Origin of the sequence: Occallatibacter gabretensis, from assembly GCF_001449115.1 — a bacterium.
GTDB classification, from domain to species: Bacteria; Acidobacteriota; Terriglobia; order Terriglobales; family Acidobacteriaceae; genus Telmatobacter; species Telmatobacter gabretensis.
The window spans coordinates 48,494-74,899 of record NZ_LAIJ01000010.1 but is presented as its reverse complement, the minus strand read 5'-3'; the positions used below and the strand labels follow the sequence as shown (position 1 = coordinate 74,899).

Below are 26,406 nucleotides of genomic sequence, written 5' to 3'. Positions count from 1 at the left end.
CGCATTAGGGCTGCAATGGCGCAGATATGCCCGCTGCAATCTAAGTTGAAGGCAAGCCATAAATTCCCGGAAACTGCCCTACGCTGTACGCCGCTGCCCCGTCGCCTTGTCTCGAACCGCACCCAGAAAAAGCGTACGCTGCAGCGAGTCCAGTCGAGGCAACAGTTGCGCTACCTCCGCCAGGAATGGATCGGCAAAGATCCCCGTCACCTCTTCCTCGCGCCGGCTGCGGGTGTCGCGCACAAGCTGGCAAACGTCCACCTCCAGCGCATTCGCAATCCGTTCCAGCGAGCCAAGCGTCGGAATCGCCTTCCCATTCTCAATCTTCGAGATATAAGTACGCGGAACCTGCATCCGGCCGGCAAGTTGCCGCTGGCTCAGGTGGCGCGCCCGGCGAATTTCCTTCACCTGCGCCGCAACCTGCAAACCGGCTTCTGTCTCCGGCGCAACAGGTTTTGCTCCGACAACGGGTACAGGCCCCGGCGCGGGAGCAGGCTCAGGCATATCAAGGGATTTGTGGCAGCGTCTGCAGTTTGAATCCTTGGTGCGGTACTGCACCAGAAGACAATGCTCGCAGCGAATAACCTCGCGGGTTGGCATCTGCATCACTGGAACCGGGCCCATTTGCACCGGCACGGGTCCTGCGATTGGCATAGTCACAACGGTTGTTGCCATAAGTTGTGTGCGAAGATCCAGAGCGTGATCTCCGCGGTGCATCTCTGCACCACGATTATTGCTAGATTGGGGGAGATGAACCATAATTGTCAATTACAGACTTAGAGTCACCCCTAAGTTGCTACTATAATACTCGGAAAAACCCGAAAAAACACGAACCAATCCTGCTAATAACGAACCAATGTAGTTAACAAGGGGAACAGATGTCCGAAAGCTCCAATAACGGAAGCACATACGGCCGCAGCCACGCCTTGAGCCTGCTCCACGAATGGACCCAGAGCGAAAGTCTGCGCAAACACGCCCTCGCCGTTGAGACCTGCGTCGCCGCCTACGGAGAAGCCGAAGCCGACCGTCTCAGCCTTAACGGCTCCGACCGTGAGCGTCTGATAACGCTCTATTCCACCACCGCCCTGCTCCACGACTTCGACTATGAAAAACACCCGACGCCCGCAGAGCACCCTTTCGTCGGCGTCCACGAGCTCGAGCGCCTCGGCTGGCCTGCCGAAACTCGCACCGCCATCCTCGGCCACGCGCAGTACTCCGGCGTCCCCCGGGTCACACATCTCGATAAAGTGCTCTTCGCCTGCGACGAACTCGCCGGATTCCTCACCGCCTGCGCACTGGTCAAGCCCAGCAAAGCCATCGCCGACGTAGAGCCAGCAAGCGTCAAGAAGAAACTCAAGGACAAGGCCTTCGCCCGCGGCGTCAGCCGCGACGATGTCTACCAGGGCGCCGCCGAGCTAGGCGTCGAGGTCGATGCGCACATCGCATTCTGTCTTGAAGCCATGAAAAAGCGCGCATCGGAGCTGGGCCTGTAATTGATAACCCTGGCAGGGTCTTTTGAATTGATTCACACAAGCCTGATAATCCCGGTCCTGCCGGAAACAAGTGTTGCGTACATGCACAAACACTTTCGTTGGAACACCTGGCCAACCTCTGACGCGGAATGTGTCTCAAACAGCGTAGAGAGAATCTATCTAGCAAGCCCGAGTCCACCCGTAAACATAGTTATCGAGATGCTGAACAATCGCAAGGAGCGACAAATGAAGGTTTTACTTGCTGCAACACTCGCAGTGGCCAGCTTGAGCCCCATGGCCGTAGCACAGGATACATCGAAAATTGACGCTCGCATTGCCGCCGCCCACGCCGTTCTCCATGAACTGATGGATACTCCAGACAAAGGAATACCACTGGATATCGCAGCCAAAGCCACATGCGTTCTGGTCGTACCCTCTTTCAAAAAGGGCGCATTTGTTTTCGGGGCCGAATACGGACAGGGTGTAGTGACCTGCCGAACTCCGAGTGGGCGATGGAGCGCTCCGGCATTCGTTCAACTTGAGGGAGCCAGCTTCGGATTTCAGGCTGGCGGACAATCCACGGATTTAGTTTTGATCGGCATGAATCATCATGCAATCGATCATCTCCTCAAAGACAAGGTGAAGCTTGGCGGAGATGCATCCGTGGCTGCGGGCCCCGTAGGCCGAGACACGCAAGCCTCAACAACCGAACTGGCAAACGCCGAGTTTCTCACCTATTCACGCAACAAGGGCCTCTTTGCAGGCATCGATCTCAACGGAGATGTCGTTCACCAGAACACATCGGACACACAAAAGGTCTATGGGCACGACATTCCCTTCGCCCGGATACTTGGGGGTGGTGTACCAACTCCTCCAGCCGCTACCCACTTTGTTGCCACTGTAAGTGAGCTATTCCGGCGAGGTGTCGCGCACAAGGATGCAGGGAAATAAAACCTCGAAATTCCCAAACTAACGATGGGTCGTGCTCTTGGCGCGACCCATCGTTTTTTCCGTAGAACATTCCATCCTTGGCCGCTTGCTCACTGACGCAAAAGAACCGGCATCCAGAACCGGTAAGTCAGGCCCATCAGAACAATCAAAACTAAAAGGACTGTCTTTACGCCTGTAAGCAACTGGCTTTGAAACAGCTCACGCAGATAAAACTCCGCCGGGTTCTTCGGGTTGTAACGGATGCGCAGACTCTGGCCATCTACCATTTGATAGAGCGGAGAGCTGTCCGGCACTTTAAAGCTTGCCGACTGCTCATTACCGGAGTCGTCAGTCCACGCAAGCACATCGCCTGATGCATAGGTGTAGGTAGTATTCCCATATCGATTACTGAGCTCGGTCTCCTGCACCTCGGATGAAACAATCCGTGCCTCAGCCTCAACCCATTTATCGAATCCCCGTAGCCGCTCCCACATCTCAATCAGCATAGTGGCAACAGTCTGCCACAAACACACGGTTTGCGCGTACAATTTCGCTGCCGGATCGGATCGCATCGGACGCGTTACGAAGCTCGCTTTCCGGCGAATACAAATTGCGTTATTCTCTGCTTCTCCGTAAGAGATGGAGACGATCATGTCCAGCTTTCATCATCTGCTCATTGAAGACAACGACGAAGTACGCACCATCAGCATGAACCGGCCGGACAAGCGTAACGCGCTCTGTCCTCTATTAATGCAGGAGATCTCCCAGGCTCTCAGTGAAGCCGAGGACTCCGACTGCCGCGTTGTCATTCTCACCGGCACCGGACCGGCCTTTTGCGCAGGCCTCGACATGGAACACCTCTCCACGCTCCACGCCACCACGGAGGAAGAAGGCCGCCAGGACTCCGAAAACATGGCCAATGTCCTGCGCACGCTCTATGAATTCCCCAAGCCGGTCATCGCAGCGGTCAATGGCCCGGCCATCGCAGGCGGCATGGGCCTGGCCATACTGGCCGATTTCACCCTCGCCGTCCCCGAAGCCAAGTTCGGCTTTACTGAAGTCAAGCTCGGCTACGTGCCCGCCATCATCGCCTCCTTCCTGCTTCGACAGGTGGGTGAAAAGCGCACACGCGAGCTGCTTCTCTCCGGTCGGCTCGTCAAGGCGCAAGAGGCATACCACCTCGGTCTCGTTACGCAGATCGTCAACTCGGACGAGCTGATGCAAACCGCTCGCGCGCATGCTCAGGGGCTGCTGCAGAACAGCCCCCAGGCCATGCAGGAGGTCAAGCAGCTTCTGAGTATGCACTCCAAGCGCCGTCTCGATGAGGAGATCGAAGAAGCCATCGAAGTCAACTCCCGCCAGCGAAGCACCGAAGACTTCCGCGAAGGCGTACAGGCATTCCTAAAGCACCGCAAACCCGAGTGGCCCAGCCTGCACGCAAAAGTCTAGACCGGCTTTTCAGGTTCGAAAAAAGATACGCCTCTCTCCTGTTGGCATCCAAAATGAAAATGTGCTACGCTTCTTTTGGATACCAAGAGAAGGGTCATGAAAGAGAAATCGGATGTTCAACAGGGAACGCTGACGCTGATGGTTCTCAAGACGCTTGAAACGCTGGGACCATTACACGGATACGGCGTCGCCCGGCGAATCGAGCAGATCAGCGGAAATCTATTGGCCGTAAACCAGGGAACGCTGTACCCTTTGCTGCTCAAGCTCGAACACGAGGGCGCAATCTCCTCCGCGTGGGGCGCATCTGAAAACAACCGGCGGGCGCGTTTTTACAAAATCACGCGCGACGGGCGCAACCGTCTGCAGAATGAAGCACGGGAGTGGCAGCAGACCGCGGACATCATCGCACAATTCTTCAAGCTCGAAGCGGGGGACTTCTCATGAGATTTTTGAGACGATTTTCGGCGCGCCTAATGAACCTGACAATGCGGCGCAACAACACCCAAAGGCTCCAGGAAGAGATGGAGGAGCATATCGCTCTTCAAACCCAAGAGAACCTGCGCGCTGGCATGACACTCACCGAGGCGCGCCGCCAGGCGCTGCTGAAGCTTGGCGCAGTAGAAGCAGTCCGCGAGCATTACCACGCCGAACAGACGTTGCCGTTGGTTGAAAGCCTGTGGGAAGACCTCAGGTATGCCGTGCGGCAACTCGTAAAATCACCAGCCTTCACAATCGCCGCCTTCATCACTTTCGCAGTGGGCATCGGTGTCAATACAGCCATATTCAGCAGCATGGATGCAGTCGTACTGCATCCTCTTGCGGTGCCGAGGCTGGACCGCGTCGTCACGCTCTCAGAAGAGAGAGTGAAAGGCGGCTACGAGCAGGCCGCCCTGGCGAACTATGAAGATTGGCTCCGGGGCTCTAGTTCGTTTGAAGAGCTGGCAGTGCGAAAAGAAGCCGACATGACGCTGACAGGCGCCGGCGACGCCGCGCACATTGAAGCCGCAGTCACCTCAGCCAGTTTCTTTTCCGTGTTGCGCTCCACCGCACTGTTTGGCAGGGTTTACGGCCCTGAGGAGAGTCAGCCGGGACGGGACGCGGTAGCCGTCTTGAACTACGCCTTCTGGCAGCAGCACTTTGGCGCAGACCCAGGTGTGCTAGGACGCAAAATCGAGCTCGATCAACGCAGTTACACCATCATAGGTGTCCTCCCGCAGTCGATGCAGTATCCCTCCACTGCGGACTTCTACCTTCCCTTCGCGCCCACCCCTGCGCAGCTTTCCGATCGCGTGGAACGCAACTATCTGGTAATAGGAAGGCTGCGCGATGGAGTTTCCGTCCAGCAGGCGCAAGCCGAGCTGCGCACAATGGCCGAGCACATGGCAGGGGCCTATCCCGCAACCAATCAGGGCTGGACCGTTCACGTCGAGTCCCTGCTCGATGGAATCAATGGTCCTTATACTCCGGAATACTATCGCCTGCTCATGGGCGCTACGCTCTTTCTCCTTCTCATCGTATGCGCCAATGTCGCCAATCTGCAGTTGGCGCGCGGCGTTGCGCGTCGGCCAGAGATTGCAATGCGAATCGCATTGGGTGCAACCCGCTGGCGCATTCTGCGGCAGTTGCTTACAGAAAATATTTTGCTCGGTCTTGCAGGCGCAGTTGGCGGCCTGGCCTTCGGCGCACTCTTTCTGCATCTCACGCTGATCACCATGCCTGCGCGCGTAGCCCGCTATATGTCCGGCTGGTCCAACATCTCGCTCAATGGACGCGTGCTGTTCTTTTCCCTTCTCATCGCAGGACTCGCCGGGTTCATCGCCGGCATGGCCCCAGCCGTGGACGCACTGCGCGTAAACCTCGTCGATCAGCTCAAGGCCGGTTCGCGTTCTTCGGTTGGCTCAGGCCGCACGCATCGACTGCGCAGCATCTTCGCAGTCGTCCAGATCTCGCTGGCAGTTGCGCTCGTCATTGGAGCAGCGCTCATCTCAAAGGGCATGAACGCATGGCTGCACGTTGCCGACTTTTACCGGCCCGGCACCATCCTTACCTTCAACATCAACCTGCCCAAATCCCGCTACGGCACTCCGCAAAAACGCGCACAATGGTACGACGCCAGCCTCACCCGTCTCCGCGCGTTGCCCGGCGTAACCCAAGCAGAGCTGGTCTCCGCGCTGCCCTACGACGACAACGGCTGGGTACGGGACGTCGAGCTTGAGAACAGACCCTCCGTTCCCGGCAAGCTTCTGAGCACGTTATACCTTCCCGTGAGCGCCGGCTATTTTGACGCTCTGCACGTTCCCGTCGTCGCCGGGCGGGTTTTCAATCAAGGGGATTCCCTCAGCTCCCTCCCGGTCGCCATCGTAAGCGAGCGATTCGTCGCAGAGCATTTCCCAGGGCAGAATCCGCTCGGCCATCGCATCCGCATCGGAGGGCGCAACAGCAATGAGCCCTGGCTGACTATCGCGGGCGTCGCAAAGGAGACGAACTACTCCCTGTGGGACTCGGTACAGCATACGGCGGTCTACGTCGATGCCGGCCAGATTCCGCCCGCGTCCGTCACATACGCCATCACCGCTACCGGCGATCCGCTGTCCGTCGCCCCGGCAGCGCGAAATGCTCTGGCAGGGATCGATCCGGCAATACCTCTTGACACAGTGGAGACATACGCCCAGTTGTTGCATGACAACCTGGTCGGACTCGCATACGTTGCCGCGCTTCTCGGCTTTGATGCCCTGTTCGCTCTCTTTTTGGCAGCCATTGGAATCTTCGCCATCATGGCCAATCTTGTCTCGGAACGCACCCGAGAGTTCGGCCTGCGCATTGCCATGGGCGCACGGCGCGAAGATGTGTTGCGAATGGTCCTTCGCAGGGCGGGCCGGCTTACGGCCATTGGCTTAGGCGTAGGGCTCCCGCTCGCCTTTGCACTCGCTCATGCCCTGGCGGGCATGCTCCACGGCGTACAACCTGGCGATCCGCTTGTCTTTGTTCTCATGGCGCTGACAATACTCATCGTCGCGCTCGCAGCAAGCTGGATTCCGGCCTGGCGAGCGGGGCGCGTCGATCCAATGGTCGCCCTGCGGGAAGAGTAGCTCGGCTGCACCACAAGCTCCCACCCGCCGTGCTACTCTGAGCACCCCGCCTTGGAAGAGGCGCTCAGGATCGCAACTGAGCCGCCACATACCTAGCAGCCTCTTCAGATAGGCGGACCCCATGCCTCGTCGCATGGAATTATGACCCGGCATTCTGGAGAGATATGAGTCAGACGTCGCATTTCACAAAAGTAAACCGGCGGGATCTGCTCAGCGCCGGAGCAGCCCTCATAGGAGCCGCTGCCACTGGTCTCGCCTTCGAGCCAAAAGCCTCAGCCGAAAAGCCTTCCACCGGAGCAACCCACACAGAACCATCCGCCACAGCACCCAACTATGCCCCGCCCATCGTCCAGATCCAGGGTGGCCAGCTCCGCGGTTACCGCGACGGCAAGACCACAGTCTTCCTCGGCATTCCCTACGCCACGGCAGAACGCTTCGAGCTTCCCAAACCAGTCCCGCCATGGCAAGGCATCAAGAGCGCCCAGAGTTGGGGTCCAGTCTGCCCCATCCCTCCCATGGCGCACGTTGGTATCGACGAGTTCGTCTTCCCGCATCGTTATTGGGTCGAAGACGAGCACTGCCAGATCCTCAACATCTGGACCCAAAGCACCTCAGCGTCTGCCAAAAAGCCAGTCATGGTCTGGCTTCACGGCGGCGGCTTCACCAATGGTTCCGCGATGGAAGCCTATGCCTACGACGGCAAGAACCTCAGCGAGTTCGGCGATGTCGTGGTCGTCAGTCTCAACCACCGCCTCAACATCCTCGGCACGCTCGACCTGTCAGCCTATGGCCCGGAATACGCTCAGTCGCGTTACACCGGCACAGCGGACATCCTCGCAGCGCTTCAATGGGTGCAGGCAAACATCGCACAATTCGGCGGCGATCCCGGCAGCGTAACCCTCTTCGGCCAGTCCGGCGGCGGCAGCAAAGCAGCACGTATGCTGCACACCCCCTCCGCAAAAGGCCTCTTCCACAAAGTCGTCACGCAAAGCGGCGGCGGAGAAGTTTTAGCCGATCAGGATCCCGCCGCGCTCCTCAAGATTCAGCAGCAGATTGCCGCCCAGACCCTCGCCAACCTTAACCTCACGGGCAGCGATATTAGCAAACTCAAAACCATCCCCTATCTCGATCTCATCACCGCCGGCCAGGCAGCACTGCGCTCCGTCGCTCAGGCCAACAATCAGCGCGCCGGTTGGAACGTCATCGCCGATGACAACTACATCCTTCGCCAGTTCTGCGACTGGTCATCCGACATCCCCCAGATGTCCGGAAGCGTCTTCAGCGAAATGTCCAGCAATTACGTAAAAAGCATCGACAAGAACAGCTGGACTCCGCAGCAGGTAAACGAGCATCTCACCGCCGAGTTCGGCGACAAGAAGGATGCCATCGCAGCCGCGTTCAAAACCTCATTCCCGCGCAAGCAGGTCCAGGACGTTCTCTTCTTCGCTCGCCCCAACACGCGAGCGCTCGCCGCCAAGGCCCAGGCCGGCCATGCTTCGGTGTACAACTATCTCTTCGTCTACGAGTACCCGGTCAACGGCGGCACCACATCCTTCCACACCGCTGAGATCGCCTTCGTCTTTCACAACCTCACCGAGCCGCAGGTCCGCGTTGCAACCGGAGACGCCTCGGAAGGCTACGCGTTGCAGGACAAGGTCTCCCGCGCATGGATCAACTTCGCCTACACCGGCAACCCATCGCAGCCCGGCCTCGATTGGAAACCCTTCTCCGACGCCGATCCGCAAACCATGGTCTTCGACACCGTCTCCGAATGCCGAAACATCCACGCCAAGGAGCTCATCGCCCTGCTACCGCCGCCCCCCGCCCCCAGATTCTGAGCACGTGCTTCTCATCTCGACACTCAGCGAGTCACTTTAACCAGCGGCGGTATCCACTGGCCGTTTGTGACCTCTTCCTTCGGCCAATATGCGCGAATATAAAGTGAGAAGTTATCTTTCGGCGCGGGCAGCCAGTTGTCCTGCTTGTCCGCTCCGGGAGATGTGTTCTGCACGTAAATCGTCAGCGAGCCATCCGGATTCTGCTTCATCGACTTGCTCTTCGTGCCAAGTGAGAACCGCTTCAGCGCATTGGGCGCGAAGAGATGCTCTTTGTTGTAGAGCGTAAGTGACCAGAAGCCGTTGACAGGTGGCGTCTGTCCCGCCGGGAAGGTCACAGTGTAACCATGAGCACCGCCCAGGCGCTGCCCGCTGGAGTCAAAGTCGGTATAGATGTAGCGGGTCTCTTGCGGCGCATTGTCGTACATGTTGGATCTTGCTGTCGCGGTGCGTGAGAGATAGTCAAAGCCCCAGTTGGCTCCGTTGGGCGGAGAGTTCCAACCGTTCCCAATAGGACGGCCATTGTTGTGAAATTCAAAAAGCGGACCAATAACCTCTTTTTCCGTAGCCACTGCAGTCTGAACCAGGGTCTGCTTCAGCTTGGGATCCTTCGCCGCAGCATCAAGCACAGACTGAAAGGTCGCGTACAGCGATTCCTCGCCCGTCATAGGCGGAATCTGTTTGAGAATGATGGGAAGCTCGTCGAAAAATTTCTCCGGAATGACCCACTTGATCTCGCCGCCGGCGCTGGCAGGCTCAGGATACGTCGGAATGCTCTTCCAATCCATCGTCTTCATCTTGCCATCGAATTCGCTGAGTGGGTAAAGCACCACCTGGCTTAAAAGCGGCTGGATAGCGGCCTTGTCCTCAGCCGTATCGTCCTGGAAGACGCGAGGAAGGATGACGACCAGATCCGTCGGAGAGTGAAGAACTGCCGTGATGCCACTGGGAATGGTGCCCTTCCAGCTTGAGCCGACAATCGCGTAAAAGCCGGGCTTGGTGCCATATTGGCTTCCAATATTAGCGAAGGAGTCAGTGCGCGCATCGGCAATCTGATAGACAAAAAACCGCTTGCCAAAGTCAGGAACTTGGATCACAACCGGTTGCGTATTGACGTGTTGGTAACCGGAGCCATAAACCGTGTCCTGGTTAGGGCAAGTGATCATGTGCTGGTCGGCGCTGATGTAGTCGGTAAGCATGGAGATATGCCCCGGAGGCGAAACAGGGGCCACACCGCCAACCAGGCCCGGACTAGGCTGCTGCTGCGCAGCCAGGGACCGGTTGAGATTGTTTACGAGCGGCCAGCCCCAGATGTAAGCAAACCGGCCCACGGATGCCACATATTCCGGAGTCATCACAGTGCCGGTGGGCGTGCCTGCGATCTGCGCCGCAGCCGGAGCGGCTGGCGGATTGCTGTTCTGCTGCGCGGAACTCTGCTCGTCAGCAGCTTTCTGCTGGCAACTTGTCAGCACTATTGCGAAAACACTGGCTGCGGCTGTGAGGTAAATACTGGCTCTGCGCATCATTCCCTCCGGAAGTACCACTGGCATCCGTGTACTCAGTAGCCATCTAGATTTAAACCCTTCACGACCAAACCGCACCTGTCATTACTCACAGATACAGGTTTGGTTGGTACCGCCATAGGACACATCGATCACACTTTTACGGGCTTTCGAAATCTGTGACAGAACAATGACAGCTTCCTGACATCTGGAGTTCAACGGTGGGACTAAGCTCGCTCTGGATTTATGTGTCCCCTCCCCGCATACACGAAAATCCCAGCCACCGTGTACGACTCGGCCGGTTGACGTAGCAACATTCGTAACATGACGCGGGGCATTACCTCCAGGAGGTTCAGGTATGAAGACGTTTTTGTCTTTGACCACAGTCGCATCGTTGGCCATCTCTCTGTATTCAGTCGCTGAAGCCCAGCATTACACCCAGGTCAATCTCGTAGCTAACACATCCGGCGTAGCCCCCGTTACGGATCCTCACCTCATCAATCCGTGGGGACTCTCCCGCACTTCCAGCAGCCCATGGTGGGTCTCCGACAACGCCACCGGCCTGAGCACGCTCTACAACGGCGCTGGAGCCATAACCCCACTCGTCGTAACTATCCCCAAAGCTGACCCCAACAGCAAGACCTTCCCCACCGGTACTCCAACAGGCACCATCGCCAACGCCAGCCCCACGGATTTCCTGCTTGCCCCAGGCGCACCCGCTGCCTTTCTCTTCTCTACCATTGATGGCACCATCTCCGGATGGAACCCAGCCGTCGGCATAGCTCCAGGCGGCAGCGCGCCTTCCACGCACGCCGTCGTCATGGTCAAGACCACAAACGGCTCCAGCTACACCGGCCTTACCAGCGCCACCATCAACGGCAAACGCTACCTTTATGCCGCCAACTTCACCAAAGGCACAGTCGACGTCTACGACAATGCCTTCCACAAGGTCACCCTCAAACCAAACCGGGACGGAAATCGCGATGACAACTATGGGTATCGCGACGGCGACAGGGACAATGACAATAACAAACCCTTCACCGACGATCGTCTTCCCCGGAACTTCGTGCCCTTCAATGTTCAGGCCATCGGGAACGACATCGTTGTCGCCTACGCCCTCCACGAAGAAGGTAACCCATTCGAAACCGACGGTCCCGGCCTCGGCTTCGTCGATGTCTTCTCCTCAGATGGTCAACTTCTGCACCGCCTCGAACACGGGGACTGGCTCAATGCCCCCTGGGGCGTAGCCCTCGCGCCTCTCGACTTCGGAACCTATAGCCACGACCTGCTTATCGGTCAGTTCTCCGGCGGCGGCGCCAGTGAGTTTAGCGGAACCATCGCCGCCTACGATCTCGCCACCGGTAAGTTCATCGGCCTGGTCCAGGATGCCACCGGAAAGCCGCTCGCAATCAACGGCCTCTGGGCCATCAGCCCCGGCAACAGCGCTGCCGCCGGCAGCTACGACCCCGCAGGCGCACCTGCCTCCGAGCTCTACTTCACTGCCGGCCCAGACCACGGAACAGGCGGCCTCTTCGGCTACCTAAAGCCCGTTGCCACCGACCTGACTGTGGGCAACGACCAGTAACCCAGCCTCCACAACCCACCAACTGATGAAGCCCAGATCCCAACTCGGGATCTGGGCTTCGTTCTTAGACCCTTTCACAATAGCTGGAGTTCCTGTAGAGAAACGCGGCTTTCGATAACCATCTCCTGAAGGATCAGTATCCCGCAGAATATTTCCCCTTCACATAGCCATTCGAGTGAAGTATAGTCACTCCCATAGTCATTCGAGTGGAGATACTGATGACGCCTAAACAACCGCCCGAAGCAGGTGACATCCTTCAGGGGACGCTTGATCTTCTCATCCTCCGCACTCTTATCTTCGGCCCTGCGCATGGACACACAATCGCACATTCAATCGAGCAAACCTCAGAAAACGCACTCGAAATCGAGCAGGGATCCCTCTATCCGGCTCTTCATCGTCTTGAAGACCGAGGCCTTGTTTCATCCAAGTGGGGCGTGAGCGATAACAACCGCAAGGCGAAGTTCTACCAGCTCACAGCCAAAGGCCGCAAAGAACTGACTGCGGCCACCAGCCGTTGGCGGCAAATGACCCGCGCCATCGGCCTCATTCTCGGCGAATCGAACAGCTAGGGCAGGAGGAACAACCATGGGCTTCTTTCAGCGTTTTCTGCATCGCAAAGAAAAAGACCGCGACCTCGCCGAAGAGATCGAATCCCATATCGCGCACGAGCGTGACGCAAACCAGGCGCGCGGTCTCTCAGACGCAGAAGCCCAGCGTCAGGCACAACTCAAATTCGGTAATCCACTCGTCGTCAGAGAACGCGTATGGCATTATCGTTCCGTGCCTTGGCTTGAAGATCTCTGGCGCGATGTTCGCTTCGCCTGGCGCTCGCTACGAAAAACACCCGGCTTCACCGCAGTCGCCCTGCTCGTCATCGCGCTCGGCATCGGAGTCAACACAGCTGTCTTCTCCGTCGTAAACACCGTATTGCTTCAACCGCTCCCTTATCCTGAGCCGCAATCTCTCGTGCGTATGGTGCAGAACTTCCCGCAGGGCAGCTTCGATTCCACCAGCGTTCCCGAGCTCAACATGTGGCTCCATCAAACCGCCATCCTCAATCAGATAGCTGCATACGATACCGGCGGCGCAGGCATCAATCTCACAGGCGGCGACCATCCCCAGCAGATACAGGGAATTCACGTAACGCAAAACTACTTCAGCCTCTTCGGCGCGCAGTTTATCGCGGGCCGCGCCTTTACGCCGGAAGAAGACAGCCCCAACGGCCCGCACGTCGTCGTGCTCAGCTACGGCCTGTGGAAACGCCGCTACGGAGGTGACGCAAACATCGTAGGCCGCACCGTTCAGCTCGACGGCGAGCCTTACCTCATAGTCGGCGTCGTCGCCCGTAACTTCGTCATAGACGATCCCGCCGACCTCTGGGTTCCCTATCAATTCGACCTCAACACGCAAGACATGGCGCACTACTTCGGAGTCGCCGCCAGGCTCAAGCCCGGCATCAGCATCGAGCAGGCAAATGCCCAGCTCAAGCTAGCCTCTGACCAGTTCCGCCGAGCCATCCCCAACGCCATCGGCCCGCAAAGTAACTTCGCCGTCATGCCGCTCAAGCAGTGGATGATCGGCGACACGCGCACCCCGTTGCTTATACTCCTCAGCGCTGTCGCACTTGTGCTGCTTATCGCGTGCGCCAATGTCGCCAACCTGCTTCTGGCACGCGCCTCCGGCCGCAAACGCGAGTTCGCCACACGCGCAGCCCTCGGCGCAGGCCGCTGGCACGTCATCCGCCAGCTTCTCGCGGAAAGCCTCATCCTCTCGCTCTCCGGCAGTCTGCTCGGCCTGCTTCTCGGCTACGTCGGCGTTCGCTTGCTGCTCGCCGTCAACATCGGCGGCCTTCCGCGCCTCGGAGAAGACGGCTCAACCGTCGCGCTCGACACACGCCTTCTGCTCTTCACCCTTTGTATCTCCGTTATTACCGGAATCCTCTTCGGTCTCGCTCCCGCCATCAGCGCGTTACGCACAAACCTGCTCGGCACACTCAACGAAAGCGGAAGCCGCTCCGGCACAGGCTCCCGCAGCACCAGCTTCCGTTCCATTCTCGTCGTCAGTGAAATCGCACTGGCGCTGGTCCTTGTCATCGGCTCAACACTGTTAATCCGCACCTACCTCAAGCTTCAGGCCGTCGATCCCGGCTTCGATCAACACAACACACTTACGCTGGCCATGTCCATGAGCGGTAGCCGTTTTCAAACATCCGCTCCCGTCGCGCAAATCATCCACCAGGGCACAGAGCAGCTCAAATCCATCCCCGGTGTCCTCGATGCAGCCGTGGCTAACGGCCTTCCCTTAGAGGGCGCCTTTGGAATGTCCTTCAATGTCGTTGGTCGTCCTAAAGGAAACGGACCCTTCGCCGGCGGTGCATCTTACTATTCCGTCTCCTCGAGCTTCTTTCACACGCTAAAAATCCCCCTGCTGCGCGGCCGCAACTTTACCGAGCATGACGACGCATCCTCTCCGGGAGTCATCATCATCAATCAGGCCATGGCCAAACAATTCTGGCCCAACTCCGATCCGCTCAAAGACCGTATCCAGAAAGCCCCGGGCTCCCCCGCCGGCTCACCATTCTCTGAGTCACCGCGCCAGGTCGTTGGCATCGTCGGCGATACGCGGGACCAGGGCCTCAATCAAAATCCCGCTCCCACCATGTACATCCCGCTCGCGCAAATGCCTGATGGCGAAACAGCCCTCAACTCACGCGTCGTGCCGCTCTGGTGGATCGTCCGCACCGCATCCAATCCGAACACATTCGTAACGCCCATCACAGAAGCCCTCCGCCAATCGAGCTCCGGTCTGCCCGTCGCACACATCCGCACCATGGATGAGATCCATAGCCTCACTACATCCCGCCAACGCTTCAACATGCTGCTTTTAACCATCTTCGGTGCATCCGGCCTGCTGCTCGCAGCCATAGGCGTATACGGCCTCATGGCCTACTCCGTCGAGCAGCGCACACAGGAACTCGGCATCCGCATGGCCTTGGGAGCGCAAGCCTCCGACATTCGCAACATGGTCCTCGGTCAGGGAATGCTGCTCACCCTCATCGGCGTCGCCATTGGCATCGGCTCCGCATTCTGGCTCACCCGATTCCTCGCCAGCTTCCTCTTCGCCGTAAAAACCTGGGACCCAATAGCCTTCATCCTCACGCCACTGCTCTTAGCAGCAGTAGCCTTAATCGCCACTTTGATCCCCGCACTCCGCGCCACACACGTTGATCCCATGACAGCCCTACGCTCGGAATAGCTGCCTCTTACGGCTAGCAGTCAGCACCATAACCACTGCATGTCATCCTGAGCGAAAGGGCCCAAACGTTTTCTTCAGTTTGGGGGTGGTGAGTCGAAGGACCTGCTTTTGTTTTGCTTTGAAAGGTCACGACTTCCGTCGTGCCGCAAGAGCCACCTATAAAGACGTGTCATCCTGAGCGAAGTTTTACGCTACGCGTAAAACGCAGTCGAAGGACCTGCGGTTGTTCTTGCCGTTGTCTTTCGCAAGCTCACGCACAAAAGCCAGTTGTCAACCCGTCACTCCCCACCTACCATGAAGAGCAATGCCTCCAAGCTACTTCACATACATCATGGCGAGCCGCAGCCATACGCTTTACATCGGCGTAACCAGCGACCTGCAGAAGCGCGTCTTCCAACACAAATGGCGCGAGCATGATGGCTTCACAGGGCGTTATAACTGCGACCGTCTAATCTGGTTCGAGACGCATCAGGATGTAGCAATAGCCATCGACCGCGAAAAACAACTCAAAGGCTGGCGGCGCGAAAAGAAAATCGCCCTGATCGAAAAAACCAACCCCGCCTGGATCGATCTAAGCCGCGATTGGTACGACCTCGAGCCCGCCGACCACAGCCGCTCCCTCGACAGAATGAACACCTGAACCACGACCCACATTCATCACAAGCACCGCCGAAGCTATCCCATAAAAACGTGTCATCCTGAGCGAAGTTTCGCGCGCAAGCGCGAAACGAGTCGAAGGACCTGCGGTTGTTCTTGCGGTTGCCTTTCGCCCACACCGCACCGCAAAGGGTGCCCCATTCATTCGGCGTTCTTTTGCCGAATGGGTGGGACAACACTCCCGTCCACTCCCCTCAAATGAGGTGTCATCCTGAGCGAAAGGGGCCCCGAGCGTTTTTCAGCTCGGGGGTGGTGAGTCGAAGGACCTGCTTTCATTCTTTGCTCGCAACAGGGCACAACTCCAGTCGCGCCGCAAAAACCACATAAAAAGCGTGTCATCCTGAGCGAAGTTCCGCGCGCAAGCGCGAAACAAGTCGAAGGACCTGCGGTTGTCCTTGCAGTTGCTTTTCGCCCACACCGCACCGCAAAGGGTGCCCCATTCATTCGGCGTTCTTTTGCCGAATGGGTGGGACAGCACTCTCGCCCACTCACCTCAAATGGGGTGTAATCCTGAGCGAAAGGAGCCCCAAACGTTTTCTTCAGTTTGGGGGTGGTGAGTCGAAGGACCTGCTTCTGCTCTTCGCTTCGCAATAGGGCACAACTTCAGCCGTGCCGCAAAAACCACATAAAAAGCGTGTCATCCTGAGCGAAGTTTCGCGCAAGCGCGAAACGAGTCGAAGGATCTGCGGTTGTTCTTGCGGTTGCCTTTCGCGCGCTTCCCATAAGGCCCCATCCTTGCGACAAAAACAGAATCATCACAAGGACGAAATAGCGCCCCTATACATTCATTCAGCTTTTCCATGCTCTAGGCTGAAGGCTCCATGTTCGGAAATAGAGTTTCGCGTGTAATTCTCGATTGTTCGAGATCGATGTATGGCATTTGATCCAATCCAAATCCAAACTGAACATAGATTCCGCCGAGAAGCTCATACACGACACGGCATAAATCAAAATTCTCGAATGGAGTTACGAAACTTGAGGTAAGAGTAGAGTTAGGCGCAGTACGAGTTGAGTTTGGAGATCGAAAGGTATTAGGTCCTCGATCGTCCCCTACCCCAAGAGTGCACGGCACTCCGTCTTCGGTCATGTTGTCGAGCTTCAAAGTAAATTTCAACTTTGGGGGCTTCGGAACGGCATGCGTAAAGACCTCTTGAGCCAAATAGCAAAAGTTCAGCGTGACTTCAGCAAAAACAAAACTCCGAATGGGTAAGCCTGGTTTGTTCTGCCTATGGCTCCTTGTGAACCAACACAACATGTCATCATCTGCGGGACCAATTGTAACCAATAAACCATCTTGCCAAAGTTCAAGGAGTTTACTACCTCGCGCGACAATTCTGCGGAACCGCCCTTGGATGATTTCGGATGACTGTCGTGAGCCGCCTAGGGTGATTGCGAACCCTTCCTGTCTCATGACCGGAGGACTTTCGATAAGCTGGACTTCAGCAGAGTTAGATCTAAGCAACGCTGGAAAAGTAGACGAGCCCTCTACGGTCGCTGACAGTACGATGTTCGGCCATGTTTCTCGATCAACAACCTTCTCGGCCTCGGCTACACGGCTTTCGATCTCCGAGTCGGTTACCCCTGTTGAGCAATGGGTTCGACGTTACCGAGAAATGCTTGTATCGAGTCAAGGCGCTGCAGGACTTCAGAGAAGCGCATCCCGTCCCGAATGTAAGATCTCAATGTCTCCGCAGATACAGCCGGAATACGATCCCCTTATGCGTTCGTAATATCCAAACTGCGTTCCTCTCACTTTGCCAGCCGGGTCAACTGCACGATTGACTAGAAACGGCTTCTGATCGATTTCGCGCGCCGGAACAAACAAAGCGACGACGATTTTTTCTATATTCGCACGAGAAGAAAAAGGCAGTAGCTCTACGGAACTCATTGCGGGGCAGATCCAGTCCGCCAGCACCTTAACGTATTGATCCAGATCGGATAATTTTCGGTCAAACGGTCGGCATTCATGTACGAATTCGACAAAACTATCCGGATCCTTGGATGTACAAAATCCGAGCACAATGAGACCGCCGTCACCATTAGCTAACGCTGAAACATCTTTTGCTAATTCGAGCTTCATCGAATCAGAAGCGAGGTGGTAGGGTGCTCCCTTGAACTCAAGGTACTCATCTTCGACCGCGTCGATTATTTCATCGAAGTCGCCACGACCAAGGAAATACAGGACCTCATCAACAGTAAGTCGTTTAGCCATTTAGTATCCAGCGGTTTTCCGGAATTCTACTCTGCACAACTGCTAATGCCAACTTCTAACCTTTACACCACACTGTGCAAGCCTGCTAAAAGGATGCGATTGGATATCATTTACGATGAGCGCCAGTCCCTTGTGGAAAACTTGTCAAGCCCTTCCCCGAAAAATATTTCTTAACTCGATGATTCTAAAGCCCCAAAAACTTCGCACAATTTGCGTAGTATTTCTAGCGTTCTGTCATACTTGATACAGGTAGAAAAAAACAAGGCCCGAATCCCACCGGATTCGGGCCTTTCTGTTTTTACTCAAAGGAGCTTTTCCATGCGCAACATCACCGTCTCTGTCCCGGATGAGGTCTACACCGCCGCCCGCACTTACGCGAACCCCCACGAAACTTCCATTTCCTCCATGGTCGCGGACTTTCTCTTCACCCTTCCCCACTGTCGCCAGACACATCCTCAACTCAAGGAATTAGGGGAACCTGGGTTTGCACAGTTGCACAGTCCCGGAATGAGGATCGCATAAAGATTTTTCCAAAAACTGTGCAATCGTCCGCAAGCAACACAAATTAGGTCACTTGGAAATCTGTGCAGCACAGGATAACTCATGACATTGCGCCAAAAATCAATTCCGTGCCCGCAGCTCCGCCACAATCTCCGCCGCCGCCACCCGCGCCGCATCTTCCCGATCCGGCGGAAAGCTGATCGCGCCCACCCGCGCATGTCCGCCGCCACCGTACCGCTCGCAGATTTCAGCCAGGTTCGCCAGCGTCGCAGGGTCCTTCTTAGTCCACGGATTCGTCCCCACAGCCACCTTGGTCCGGAAACTCGACTTAGACAACCCAATCGAGTAAACCGCCTCCGGATGCAGGTAGTACGGAATGAACTTGTTAAACCCTTCCAGCGGATGATCCGTAATATCGAAGAAAATCACTCCATCCTTCGACTCGCTCCGGCTCCGAATCAGCTCCAATGCAGCCTTATGCCGCTCCATCAGCGGCGGCAGCAGTTCAGCCACAAACGGCTGCGCCAGAACCTCCGCCAACGGCATCTCCGTCAACAGCGGAATCAGTCGCGGAATAAATCCCGGGTCCTCCGTCGACTCAATAATGAGCGTCAGCTTCATCGCCGGCTGAGCCATCTCAACAGCAGACTCTGGGCTCTCGTAGAGCGCGCCATCCACAATATCCGCCCAGTGAATCAACTCGGCAACCGGCTTGGTATCAAATCCAAACTTCGTCTCTCCAATATGCGCCAGAAAGCTCGTACAGGACGTATATTTCGGATCGAAAAACTTATGTTTCCCGCACACCGGATCCTGCTGGCAGGCAAGAAAATCCTGATGATCCTCCGGCGTCAGAAAAGCCGAAAGATGGTGATCGAACCACCATGTAATTTGCGGCGAAGACGAGTATTTGAAATCGACAATAGCATTCTCATCGCCGGTAAACTGCGCCTCGTCAAAAAGCGCACCCGCGCGATGCACCAGGCCGTGGTATTCATAGCTGGCGCCTGCGGTCACGCATTCGCGGTGAAAGCGCGTAAACAGCGATGCCGAGCAGGCCCCATCAAAGCATTTGTCGTGATAAAAGACGCGAACCTGCAAAAGCGGGCCTCCATGGCCTGAAAAGTACAAATTCCCAGAACTGTTAAGCATACCGGCTGTACCGGGAGTGTCAAGGAGGCTATTTAGAAGAAGTGCCGTGATGCAGCACACGACGGTTCCCGCATCCTGAACGGGCCGCAGTGACAACGGTAGAACCGTTCATTTATAAATGAATCCTTGCCTCAGCTTTCGCTGTCTGCCTGTGCGGGCGTTGATGCCATGGCGCGTTTCGACGACAGAAAGACCAGACTTGATCATCAGGAGTTAAAAAGATATGTCCACCGCTGCAGTCGCCGGTAAGGGTCTGGAAGGCATCGTTGCCGCAAACTCGGGAATCTGCTGGATTGACGGCGACGCCGGCGTGCTCGCGTATCGCGGAATCGATATTCATGAACTGGCCGAAAGCTCGACCTTTGAAGAGACAACTTTCCTGCTCTGGAACGGATGGCTACCGAAATCGGAAGAACTAAAGGAATTTTCTGCCAGGCTAGCCGAGGCACGCGAACTCGATCCTAAGATTATTGATCTCTTGAAAAGCCTGCCTACCAACGGCACGCCGATGGAGGTCCTCCGCACGGCGGTTTCCGCTCTGAGCTTTTATGACGCCGACGAGAAGGACAACACCCACGATGCCAATGTGCGCAAAGCTTTCCGGCTTACAGCGCAGATTGCAATGATTGTGGCCGTCTACGATCGCATCCGCAAGGGCCTGGAGATCGTGCCTGCGGATAAGTCATTGACCCACGCGGCCAATTTTCTGTGGATGTTGAATGGCGTGAAGCCCAGCGAAACTGCCACTCAAACTTTAGACATTGCTCTGATTCTCCACGCCGACCACGAACTCAATGCCTCCACCTTCGCAGCCCGTGTCATCGCAGCCACGCTATCCGACATTCACTCCGCGATTACCGGCGCCATTGGCGCACTGAAGGGACCACTGCATGGCGGCGCGAATGAAGCTGTAATGCGCCTCCTGCAGGCCATAGATAAGGCCGGAGAAGATCCAGTAGAGCACGTGAAAGCGATGCTGGAATCCAAGCAGAAGGTCTCTGGCTTCGGGCACCGCGTATATAAGACAGAAGATCCGCGCGCCACGCACCTCCGCCGGATGAGCGAACAGCTGGGCAAGGATTCGGGCAATTCGAAGTGGTTCGATATGTCCCGCGCTATTGAGCTCTACATCAACCGCGAAAAGAAGCTGAACGCAAATGTGGACTTCTATTCGGCTTCCACGTACACCACGCTCGGCATCGACATCGATCTGTTTACGCCAATCTTTGCAATCAGCCGCATCGCCGGCTGGAGCGCGCATGTCATCGAACAACTCGACGACAACCGGCTCATCCGTCCGCGCGCAGAGTATATCGGCCCCGAATATCCGACGCACTGGAAACCAGTAGCAGAGCGATAGCAAAGTCCAGCGTTCAGAACAGCGGCATCCGTTTCTGGCGCCGCTGTTTCCTTGCGTAAGGGTAGATTTCCTTGGCGTCTCGAGCGCGTCTCGTGTACTCTGGAATCCCTTTACAACTATGAATATGGGGTAAGTGCAAGGAGATCGCGGATGATTCTGGGACTGAGTGCAGGACTCTTTACAGGCATACATGTAGTGCTGAGCTTGCTTGGAATCCTTGCAGGCTTTCTGCTGTTGGGTACGCTGATTGGAAGAAAGAAGCACACGTTCTGGACGCCGGTCTTCTTTGTCGCCAACATTTTGACCGATGTAACGGGATTTCTCTTTCCGTTCAAGGGTATTACACCGGGGATTATTCTCGGAGTTCTGTCGCTGGTTGCGCTGCTAGTGGCGGGAGTGGCAGTCTCGAACAAAAAATTGCGCGGACTATATGTTTCTGCCGTTGCAACCGCGCTGTTCTTCAATGTTTTTGTGCTGATCGTGCAGTCATTCGAGAAGATTGGATTTTTGAAATCGATTGCGCCCACCCAAGCCTCACCGGTCTTTGGAATCACGCAGCTGGCAGCGCTGGTTCTGATTATTCTGCTCGCGGTGACAGCATGGAGAAGATTCCGCAGCATCATCTAGGGTATTTCCGGCGATACAGTCTCCGAAACTGCAAAGCCCACAGTACTTTAATCGACTATACTTTCGTGCAAATTTTCTTTCAGAAAGTTTGCGTACAATTAAGTCGTTTTGTGCCATGCTCATAATGAGCACCAGAAAAAGCGGCCCGAGTCCTTCACGGACTCCGGCCTTCGCATGTTCGACCGCACCAGCAGCATTTCAGCATGATTGGAGTTCAAAGTGGCGTTTAAAACCGCATTTATGCACCCTTTTTTTTCTCAATTTCTGCTTTTCAAGTCTCATGAAATTATCAACTTACAAAACTAAAATCGCAGAAAATGCACATAATCGCGGCGTACAGATTCTGTAAATATGTAACTCTGTAAGCCTTGTGGAGCTTAAATCGCTGAAAAAGAAACGGATAGCTCCCTCCCGTACCGGTTCATCTCCACAGATTCTGTAAATCTGTAAGTTCAGGCTGAAATGTACCCCACCCCCTTACAGACCACAGATTCTGTAATTCTGTATCCCTGCGGGAGACACATACCGCGGGAGAAGTTCGTGCGGAGAATGCGATCGCTCGCCGGGCAGAAATCTGGCGCGGAAACCTTACCCCCAATCTCAAGGGATGCACGTGCTCAAGATTCGCTCTGGCGTAAAACTTCCGGCTTCGCCTTCCAGAGAAGATACATGGCCCACGCGGCCATAGTGCAGTTGTCGCGAATGATGCCATCGAGAATCTTCTGCTCGAATTCAGCGATGGGCATGGAACGGACTACGAGGTCATGTTCCTCATCATCAGGGTCCGTCTCCGTTGCAGTAAGGCCTGTGGCAAGAAAGACATGATGCTTTTGGCGGCAGAAGCCATACGCAATCCAGTTCCAGCCGAGGTAAGTCATAGAGTCGGCGTCCAGGCCGAGTTCTTCCTTGAGCTCGCCGCGAGCCAGCTCTTCAGGATTTTCGACCTCCATCTCCCAACCACCTTGCGGCAGCTCAAGGGCGCGTTCCTGAATCGTGTAACGGTACTGCTCGACGAGCCAGATATTGCCCGAGTCAATGGGGATGATGATGGCGGCATCGTCCTTCTCGACAACGCCATAGATGCCAGGCTTACCGTTTGAACGCAGGATCTCGTCTTCGCGGAGGCGCATCCAGTGGTTGCGGTAGACTTCGCGAGACGAGACAGTGGTGATGGAGTCGGGGGCGGCGTTCTTCTCAGTCACGAAGATAGTGTGACATGACAGGCAAGGAACCAGACGTCGATTTCCTGCGTAACCATCTGCGACAATGAACCCATCAGGCTCCATGAATAGGATACGAATGCGGAGAGGTAAATCCTCAAGAGGCCAGTTGACCTCGATTTGCGCATGCGCGCTCGCGATTTTTAATGCCGCTCAATGCTTGGCGCAGCAAGGCAACACAGACAGCACGCCTTCATTACGGCTGACGACGTCCCTTGTAATTCTGGATGTGACTGTTCTGGATAAGAGCGGGCATCCGGTGACTACCGGGCTGACGAAGGATGACTTTTCAATTACGGAAGAGAAGCAACCGCAGACGATATTCTCGTTTGAGGCGCCGCAGGAGCATGTGGCGAATGGCGATGATGAGAGCGGGTTGAGCAAGGCGCCGACGACCATCCTGGTGCTGGATCAGTTGAATGACAGCGTAGATGAGTTCACGCTTCTCCAGAAAGCGGCGCACGATTACCTTGCCACGCAACCCGCTACGCTGCCAACTCCGGCGGAGATACTGGTGGCGACCAACACGTCTCTGGAGATGGTGCAGGGATATACGCGAAACCGCGATGATCTGATTTTTGCCGTAGATCATGTGCCTCCGGCGAATGCGTTCAAGTTTGCAAAGAGCGACTTTGACGGCGAGCGGGCGCGGCAGTCGATTGACAACCTGAAACAGATTGCAGTGCAGAACCGCGGCGTGCCGGGACGCAAGAATGTGCTCTGGCTGGGACGCGGCGGTCCGAACCTGAACCGGGCTGCTTATGGAACGATCCTGGATGGCTGGGCCCAGTATGTGCATGCGGCAGCGAACCTGCTTGTAGAGGCTCGTGTGAGCTTGTTTGTAGTGTTTCCGCAACTGAAGGTCATCAGCACTCATGGCGTGACGCTGCAACAGACAGACCGCGATGCCAACCACGGCAACAATGGGCCGTTTACGGGCGATGTGAACTTTGCGCTATTTGCTAAAGAAACCGGCGGCTCGCTATTTTTTAACCGCAATGATCTCTCCACGGAAATTGGTGAAGCCGTAGCGCAGGGTACAAGCTACTACATGCTAAGTTACAGGCCCTCGCAGACTGCCATTGATGGCAAATTCCGCAGTGTACACGTTACAACGCGCAACCCGAACCTGCGCGTGATTACGAAAATCGGCTATTTTTCCCTCCCGAAGAATGCGCCTGATCCTCAACAGCAGATCGCCATCGACATGTATGATGCGACGCTGCCGATGCATGCACTGGAACTGAGTGTGAGCGATGTAATGCGGCAGTCCGATATGCGCACGGTGCACTTTGTACTGCACGTAAAGCCGAGCCATCTAGGCTGGGCCGGAGAAAACGGCACAAAACAGGCAAACCTGGTGCTGGGCATGCTGAGCCTCTCGCACGGAAAAAAGATTCTGGCTACGCACTTTCAAACGGTAGAGTTACATTCTTCCGCAGCGGATCCGGACGCGGTGCAAGAGGAAGTACGATTCAAGCTAAGCGCCCATATTCCGCCCAAAACGCAGATGGTGCGGGTCGTGCTTCGTGTTAATGATAATGGGCGAACGGGAACGGCGGATTTGGACGCAAAGATGCTGGCGAATGCGCCTGAAATGGCCGCTGGGTCTGCTCAGAAATAGACGGCCGTTACTGCCGTGCGAGCTGAGGGTCTTGAATGCGAAAGGCGCGGAAACGGCCAACAAGGCTCGCCGAGCCAGTTACGCTGAGGTACACAAGATTGCCTTCATACCGACGAGCGTGGATGACCGTGCCTGCCTCGATAGCGGCCAGGACCGCGCCCTCGTGCTGCGGGATGCGGAACTCGGCGTCGACCAGCGGATCAGAACGAAGGGCCTCATCGATCGCTGCCAGCAAAGCGTCAGCGCCTTCGCCTGTCTGGGCCGATGCAGTCACTGCGAGGACTGCCTGGTGCGATGCAAGCCGGTTTGAAAGAGCATCCCGAGCCAGTGCATCGAGGAGGTCAACCTTGTTGAGGACCTCGATGCGCGGCTTCTGCAGAGAATCCAACTCGCCCAGGACCTTTTCAACCTGCGCTTTCTGCTCTTCGCCGTAGGTCGAAGCCGCGTCGCGGATGTGGAGCAGGACCTCGGCCTCCTGGACTTCTTCAAGGGTAGCGCGGAAGCTGGTGACCAACGTGTGCGGCAGATTGCGGATAAAGCCAACGGTATCAGAAAGCAGGACTTTGCGACGGCTGGGCAGCTCGATGGCGCGAACCTTTGGATCGAGCGTGGCGAACATCCGCGACGACGAAAGCACGTGTGCGCCGGTAAGGCGGTTGAAGAGAGTGCTTTTGCCGGCGTTGGTATAGCCAACAAGCGCAACCGTGGGCACCGGAACTGCTTCGCGGCGTTGGCGCTGCTGCCGACGAACGCGCCGAACGCTTTCGATGTCGAGCTTTAGATGATCGATGCGGCGCTGGATACGGCGCCGGTCCATTTCAAGCTGCGTCTCACCCGGTCCGCGGGTGCCGATACCTCCGCCGAGCTGTGACATGGCCTTGCCGCGTCCCGTCAAGCGCGGAAGCATGTATTCAAGCTGGGCAAGCTCGACCTGTAGCTGGCCCTCGCGCGTGCGGGCATGGCGGGCAAAAATATCGAGAATAAGCTGCGTGCGATCCAGAACACGGCAGGGGAGCGCAGAGTCGAGATTGCGAAGCTGCGTTGGCGTCAGATCGTGATCGAAGAGCACCAGATCTGCTTCTGTAGACGCTACGATACCGGCAATCTCTTCGACTTTGCCTGAACCGATCAGCGTGGCAGGGTCAGGCTTAGCGCGGCTCTGTATCAGCTCGGCTACGATCTCGCCGCCGGCCGAGAGAACAAGTTCGCGGAACTCGGCGAGGGATTCCTCGGCATCCAAGCCCACTGCAGAAACCCCTGATGATGGGGATGAATCCGCCGTAGAATCGGCGGATTCATTCACACGCAAAGCCGCGCGCGCACCATCAGCCCCGGCGCGCTTGATCCGAGAACGGAGGGTAAACTCTACCCCAACCAGAATGGCGCGTTCGGCGCGAGTTGAGCCGAGTGCGATTCTGCTCTCGTTAACCGCCAACTGCAACGGCTCCGCCGGCGACTGCGGGGGAAGCCACAGAAACCGAGGCAGGCCCAGTGCCAAGACCCGCATGGGTGGCGGGCGGGCGATGCTCAGTGTGAAGCACGTTGCGGCTGCTCACAACAGTCGAAATCGCGTGCTTGAAGATCAACTGTTCCTGGCTGTTGTTTTCGAGCAGCACGGAATACTTGTCAAAGGAGCGAATCTTGCCGGTGAGCTTGACTCCACTGACCAGGTAAATTGTGATGGGGGTTTTGTCCTTACGGACAGTGTTCAGGAAAGTATCCTGAATATTTTGTGCCGGCTTATTCTCCATGTGCCGATCTCCTGCTTCCTCTTCGGGTTGGTGATGCTTTTGTTGTCTTCACTTACAAAAACAAATGGACGCGGGGCCAGCACCAGAAATCCCGAGGCCGGAAATTCCCGCAATATGACAACATTATAGAGTTTTGGATGGTTCTAATCTGGCAGGGGTTGCACATATCGGTGCGGATACTGACG

At 56.4% G+C, this 26,406-nt stretch carries 22 protein-coding genes; 14 read left to right on the top strand and 8 right to left on the bottom strand.

The features are described 5' to 3' along the window. Positions 1-78 precede the first annotated feature (78 nt). The gene (locus VO84_RS16625; protein WP_231738026.1) at positions 79-675 is read right to left on the bottom strand and encodes a helix-turn-helix domain-containing protein; all 597 of its coding nucleotides are present in this window, start codon (positions 673-675) and stop codon (positions 79-81) included. A 203-nt stretch (positions 676-878) separates the two neighbouring features. Here VO84_RS16625 and VO84_RS16620 point away from each other — a divergent pair, with 203 nt between their 5' ends. Both VO84_RS16620 and VO84_RS16615 read left to right on the top strand, forming a co-directional pair. Further along, entirely contained in the window at positions 879-1,493 is a 615-nt protein-coding gene (locus VO84_RS16620; protein ID WP_058188875.1) for a hypothetical protein, read from the top strand. Between the two features lie 225 nt (positions 1,494-1,718). Continuing rightward, on the top strand, positions 1,719-2,423 hold the full coding sequence (locus VO84_RS16615; protein WP_058188874.1) for a lipid-binding SYLF domain-containing protein: 705 nt from the start codon (positions 1,719-1,721) through the stop codon (positions 2,421-2,423). An 89-nt stretch (positions 2,424-2,512) separates the two neighbouring features. On the opposite strand, the gene VO84_RS16610 is transcribed toward VO84_RS16615, so the two are convergent. After that, complete coding sequence (locus tag VO84_RS16610) at positions 2,513-2,908, bottom strand: DUF3592 domain-containing protein (RefSeq protein ID WP_197414086.1); 396 nt, start codon at positions 2,906-2,908, stop codon at positions 2,513-2,515. A gap of 145 nt (positions 2,909-3,053) precedes the next feature. Between VO84_RS16610 and VO84_RS16605 the strand changes: the two genes are divergently transcribed. The 4 genes from VO84_RS16605 (at position 3,054) to VO84_RS16590 (ending at position 8,778) form a co-directional block, all read left to right on the top strand. Further along, positions 3,054-3,851 carry an enoyl-CoA hydratase/isomerase family protein gene (locus VO84_RS16605; RefSeq protein ID WP_058188872.1) on the top strand — a complete coding sequence of 266 codons (798 nt, stop codon included), beginning with the start codon at positions 3,054-3,056 and terminating at the stop codon, positions 3,849-3,851. Between the two features lie 96 nt (positions 3,852-3,947). Further along, positions 3,948-4,295 carry a PadR family transcriptional regulator gene (locus VO84_RS16600; protein ID WP_058188871.1) on the top strand — a complete coding sequence of 116 codons (348 nt, stop codon included), beginning with the start codon at positions 3,948-3,950 and terminating at the stop codon, positions 4,293-4,295. A gap of 29 nt (positions 4,296-4,324) precedes the next feature. Further along, on the top strand, positions 4,325-6,940 hold the full coding sequence (locus VO84_RS16595) for an ABC transporter permease (RefSeq protein ID WP_058188870.1): 2,616 nt from the start codon (positions 4,325-4,327) through the stop codon (positions 6,938-6,940). A 164-nt stretch (positions 6,941-7,104) separates the two neighbouring features. After that, on the top strand, positions 7,105-8,778 hold the full coding sequence (locus VO84_RS16590; RefSeq protein WP_058188869.1) for a carboxylesterase/lipase family protein: 1,674 nt from the start codon (positions 7,105-7,107) through the stop codon (positions 8,776-8,778). 23 nt (positions 8,779-8,801) lie between these two features. Here VO84_RS16590 and VO84_RS16585 read toward each other — a convergent pair whose 3' ends face one another. Further along, on the bottom strand, positions 8,802-10,325 hold the full coding sequence (locus tag VO84_RS16585; protein WP_231738024.1) for a DUF1254 domain-containing protein: 1,524 nt from the start codon (positions 10,323-10,325) through the stop codon (positions 8,802-8,804). A gap of 310 nt (positions 10,326-10,635) precedes the next feature. Between VO84_RS16585 and VO84_RS16580 the strand changes: the two genes are divergently transcribed. From VO84_RS16580 to VO84_RS16565, 4 genes are all read left to right on the top strand, one after another. Then, positions 10,636-11,862, top strand: a complete 1,227-nt coding sequence (locus VO84_RS16580; protein ID WP_058188868.1) for a TIGR03118 family protein — start codon at positions 10,636-10,638, stop codon at positions 11,860-11,862. Positions 11,863-12,080: 218 nt separating this feature from the next. Next, positions 12,081-12,431, top strand: coding sequence for a PadR family transcriptional regulator (locus VO84_RS16575; protein ID WP_058188867.1), 351 nt, complete (start codon positions 12,081-12,083; stop codon positions 12,429-12,431). 16 nt (positions 12,432-12,447) lie between these two features. Next, positions 12,448-15,117 (top strand): ABC transporter permease, encoded by a 2,670-nt coding sequence (locus tag VO84_RS16570; protein WP_082662102.1) that lies wholly within the window; start codon positions 12,448-12,450, stop codon positions 15,115-15,117. Between the two features lie 304 nt (positions 15,118-15,421). Continuing rightward, the gene (locus VO84_RS16565) at positions 15,422-15,757 is read left to right on the top strand and encodes a GIY-YIG nuclease family protein (RefSeq protein ID WP_058188866.1); all 336 of its coding nucleotides are present in this window, start codon (positions 15,422-15,424) and stop codon (positions 15,755-15,757) included. A 1,662-nt stretch (positions 15,758-17,419) separates the two neighbouring features. Here the strand turns inward: VO84_RS16565 and VO84_RS16555 are convergent. Next, positions 17,420-17,986, bottom strand: coding sequence for an AlbA family DNA-binding domain-containing protein (locus VO84_RS16555; protein WP_058188864.1), 567 nt, complete (start codon positions 17,984-17,986; stop codon positions 17,420-17,422). A 318-nt stretch (positions 17,987-18,304) separates the two neighbouring features. Here VO84_RS16555 and VO84_RS16550 point away from each other — a divergent pair, with 318 nt between their 5' ends. Then, entirely contained in the window at positions 18,305-18,508 is a 204-nt protein-coding gene (locus VO84_RS16550) for a hypothetical protein (protein WP_058188863.1), read from the top strand. 99 nt (positions 18,509-18,607) lie between these two features. Here the strand turns inward: VO84_RS16550 and VO84_RS16545 are convergent, their stop codons facing one another. After that, positions 18,608-19,588, bottom strand: coding sequence for a hypothetical protein (locus VO84_RS16545; RefSeq protein ID WP_058188862.1), 981 nt, complete (start codon positions 19,586-19,588; stop codon positions 18,608-18,610). Between the two features lie 274 nt (positions 19,589-19,862). On the opposite strand from VO84_RS16545, the gene VO84_RS16540 reads away from it, so the two are divergent. Both VO84_RS16540 and VO84_RS16535 read left to right on the top strand, forming a co-directional pair. Next, complete coding sequence (locus VO84_RS16540) at positions 19,863-20,999, top strand: citrate synthase (RefSeq protein WP_058188861.1); 1,137 nt, start codon at positions 19,863-19,865, stop codon at positions 20,997-20,999. 150 nt (positions 21,000-21,149) lie between these two features. Then, positions 21,150-21,626 (top strand): hypothetical protein, encoded by a 477-nt coding sequence (locus VO84_RS16535; RefSeq protein ID WP_058188860.1) that lies wholly within the window; start codon positions 21,150-21,152, stop codon positions 21,624-21,626. A gap of 617 nt (positions 21,627-22,243) precedes the next feature. On the opposite strand, the gene VO84_RS16530 is transcribed toward VO84_RS16535, so the two are convergent. Next, on the bottom strand, positions 22,244-22,828 hold the full coding sequence (locus VO84_RS16530; protein WP_231738022.1) for an NUDIX domain-containing protein: 585 nt from the start codon (positions 22,826-22,828) through the stop codon (positions 22,244-22,246). A gap of 178 nt (positions 22,829-23,006) precedes the next feature. Here VO84_RS16530 and VO84_RS16525 point away from each other — a divergent pair, with 178 nt between their 5' ends. Next, complete coding sequence (locus VO84_RS16525; RefSeq protein ID WP_197414085.1) at positions 23,007-24,470, top strand: VWA domain-containing protein; 1,464 nt, start codon at positions 23,007-23,009, stop codon at positions 24,468-24,470. A 7-nt stretch (positions 24,471-24,477) separates the two neighbouring features. Here VO84_RS16525 and hflX read toward each other — a convergent pair whose 3' ends face one another. Continuing rightward, positions 24,478-25,905, bottom strand: coding sequence for a GTPase HflX (gene hflX / locus VO84_RS16520; protein WP_408033315.1), 1,428 nt, complete (start codon positions 25,903-25,905; stop codon positions 24,478-24,480). After that, entirely contained in the window at positions 25,895-26,221 is a 327-nt protein-coding gene (hfq, locus tag VO84_RS16515) for an RNA chaperone Hfq (RefSeq protein WP_058188858.1), read from the bottom strand. The genes hflX and hfq overlap by 11 nt, the downstream gene beginning before the upstream one ends. Positions 26,222-26,406: the final 185 nt, after the last annotated feature.

What these genes read in the sequence shown, in the direction of transcription:
- VO84_RS16625 (WP_231738026.1), bottom strand. Translation starts at nt 675, where the DNA reads ATGGCAACAACCGTTGTGACTATGCCAATCGCAGGACCCGTGCCGGTG.
- VO84_RS16620 (WP_058188875.1), top strand. Translation starts at nt 879, where the DNA reads ATGTCCGAAAGCTCCAATAACGGAAGCACATACGGCCGCAGCCACGCC.
- VO84_RS16615 (WP_058188874.1), top strand. Translation starts at nt 1,719, where the DNA reads ATGAAGGTTTTACTTGCTGCAACACTCGCAGTGGCCAGCTTGAGCCCC.
- VO84_RS16610 (WP_197414086.1), bottom strand. Translation starts at nt 2,908, where the DNA reads ATGCTGATTGAGATGTGGGAGCGGCTACGGGGATTCGATAAATGGGTT.
- VO84_RS16605 (WP_058188872.1), top strand. Translation starts at nt 3,054, where the DNA reads ATGTCCAGCTTTCATCATCTGCTCATTGAAGACAACGACGAAGTACGC.
- VO84_RS16600 (WP_058188871.1), top strand. Translation starts at nt 3,948, where the DNA reads ATGAAAGAGAAATCGGATGTTCAACAGGGAACGCTGACGCTGATGGTT.
- VO84_RS16595 (WP_058188870.1), top strand. Translation starts at nt 4,325, where the DNA reads ATGAACCTGACAATGCGGCGCAACAACACCCAAAGGCTCCAGGAAGAG.
- VO84_RS16590 (WP_058188869.1), top strand. Translation starts at nt 7,105, where the DNA reads ATGAGTCAGACGTCGCATTTCACAAAAGTAAACCGGCGGGATCTGCTC.
- VO84_RS16585 (WP_231738024.1), bottom strand. Translation starts at nt 10,325, where the DNA reads ATGCCAGTGGTACTTCCGGAGGGAATGATGCGCAGAGCCAGTATTTAC.
- VO84_RS16580 (WP_058188868.1), top strand. Translation starts at nt 10,636, where the DNA reads ATGAAGACGTTTTTGTCTTTGACCACAGTCGCATCGTTGGCCATCTCT.
- VO84_RS16575 (WP_058188867.1), top strand. Translation starts at nt 12,081, where the DNA reads ATGACGCCTAAACAACCGCCCGAAGCAGGTGACATCCTTCAGGGGACG.
- VO84_RS16570 (WP_082662102.1), top strand. Translation starts at nt 12,448, where the DNA reads ATGGGCTTCTTTCAGCGTTTTCTGCATCGCAAAGAAAAAGACCGCGAC.
- VO84_RS16565 (WP_058188866.1), top strand. Translation starts at nt 15,422, where the DNA reads ATGCCTCCAAGCTACTTCACATACATCATGGCGAGCCGCAGCCATACG.
- VO84_RS16555 (WP_058188864.1), bottom strand. Translation starts at nt 17,986, where the DNA reads ATGGCTAAACGACTTACTGTTGATGAGGTCCTGTATTTCCTTGGTCGT.
- VO84_RS16550 (WP_058188863.1), top strand. Translation starts at nt 18,305, where the DNA reads ATGCGCAACATCACCGTCTCTGTCCCGGATGAGGTCTACACCGCCGCC.
- VO84_RS16540 (WP_058188861.1), top strand. Translation starts at nt 19,863, where the DNA reads ATGTCCACCGCTGCAGTCGCCGGTAAGGGTCTGGAAGGCATCGTTGCC.
- VO84_RS16535 (WP_058188860.1), top strand. Translation starts at nt 21,150, where the DNA reads ATGATTCTGGGACTGAGTGCAGGACTCTTTACAGGCATACATGTAGTG.
- hfq (WP_058188858.1), bottom strand. Translation starts at nt 26,221, where the DNA reads ATGGAGAATAAGCCGGCACAAAATATTCAGGATACTTTCCTGAACACT.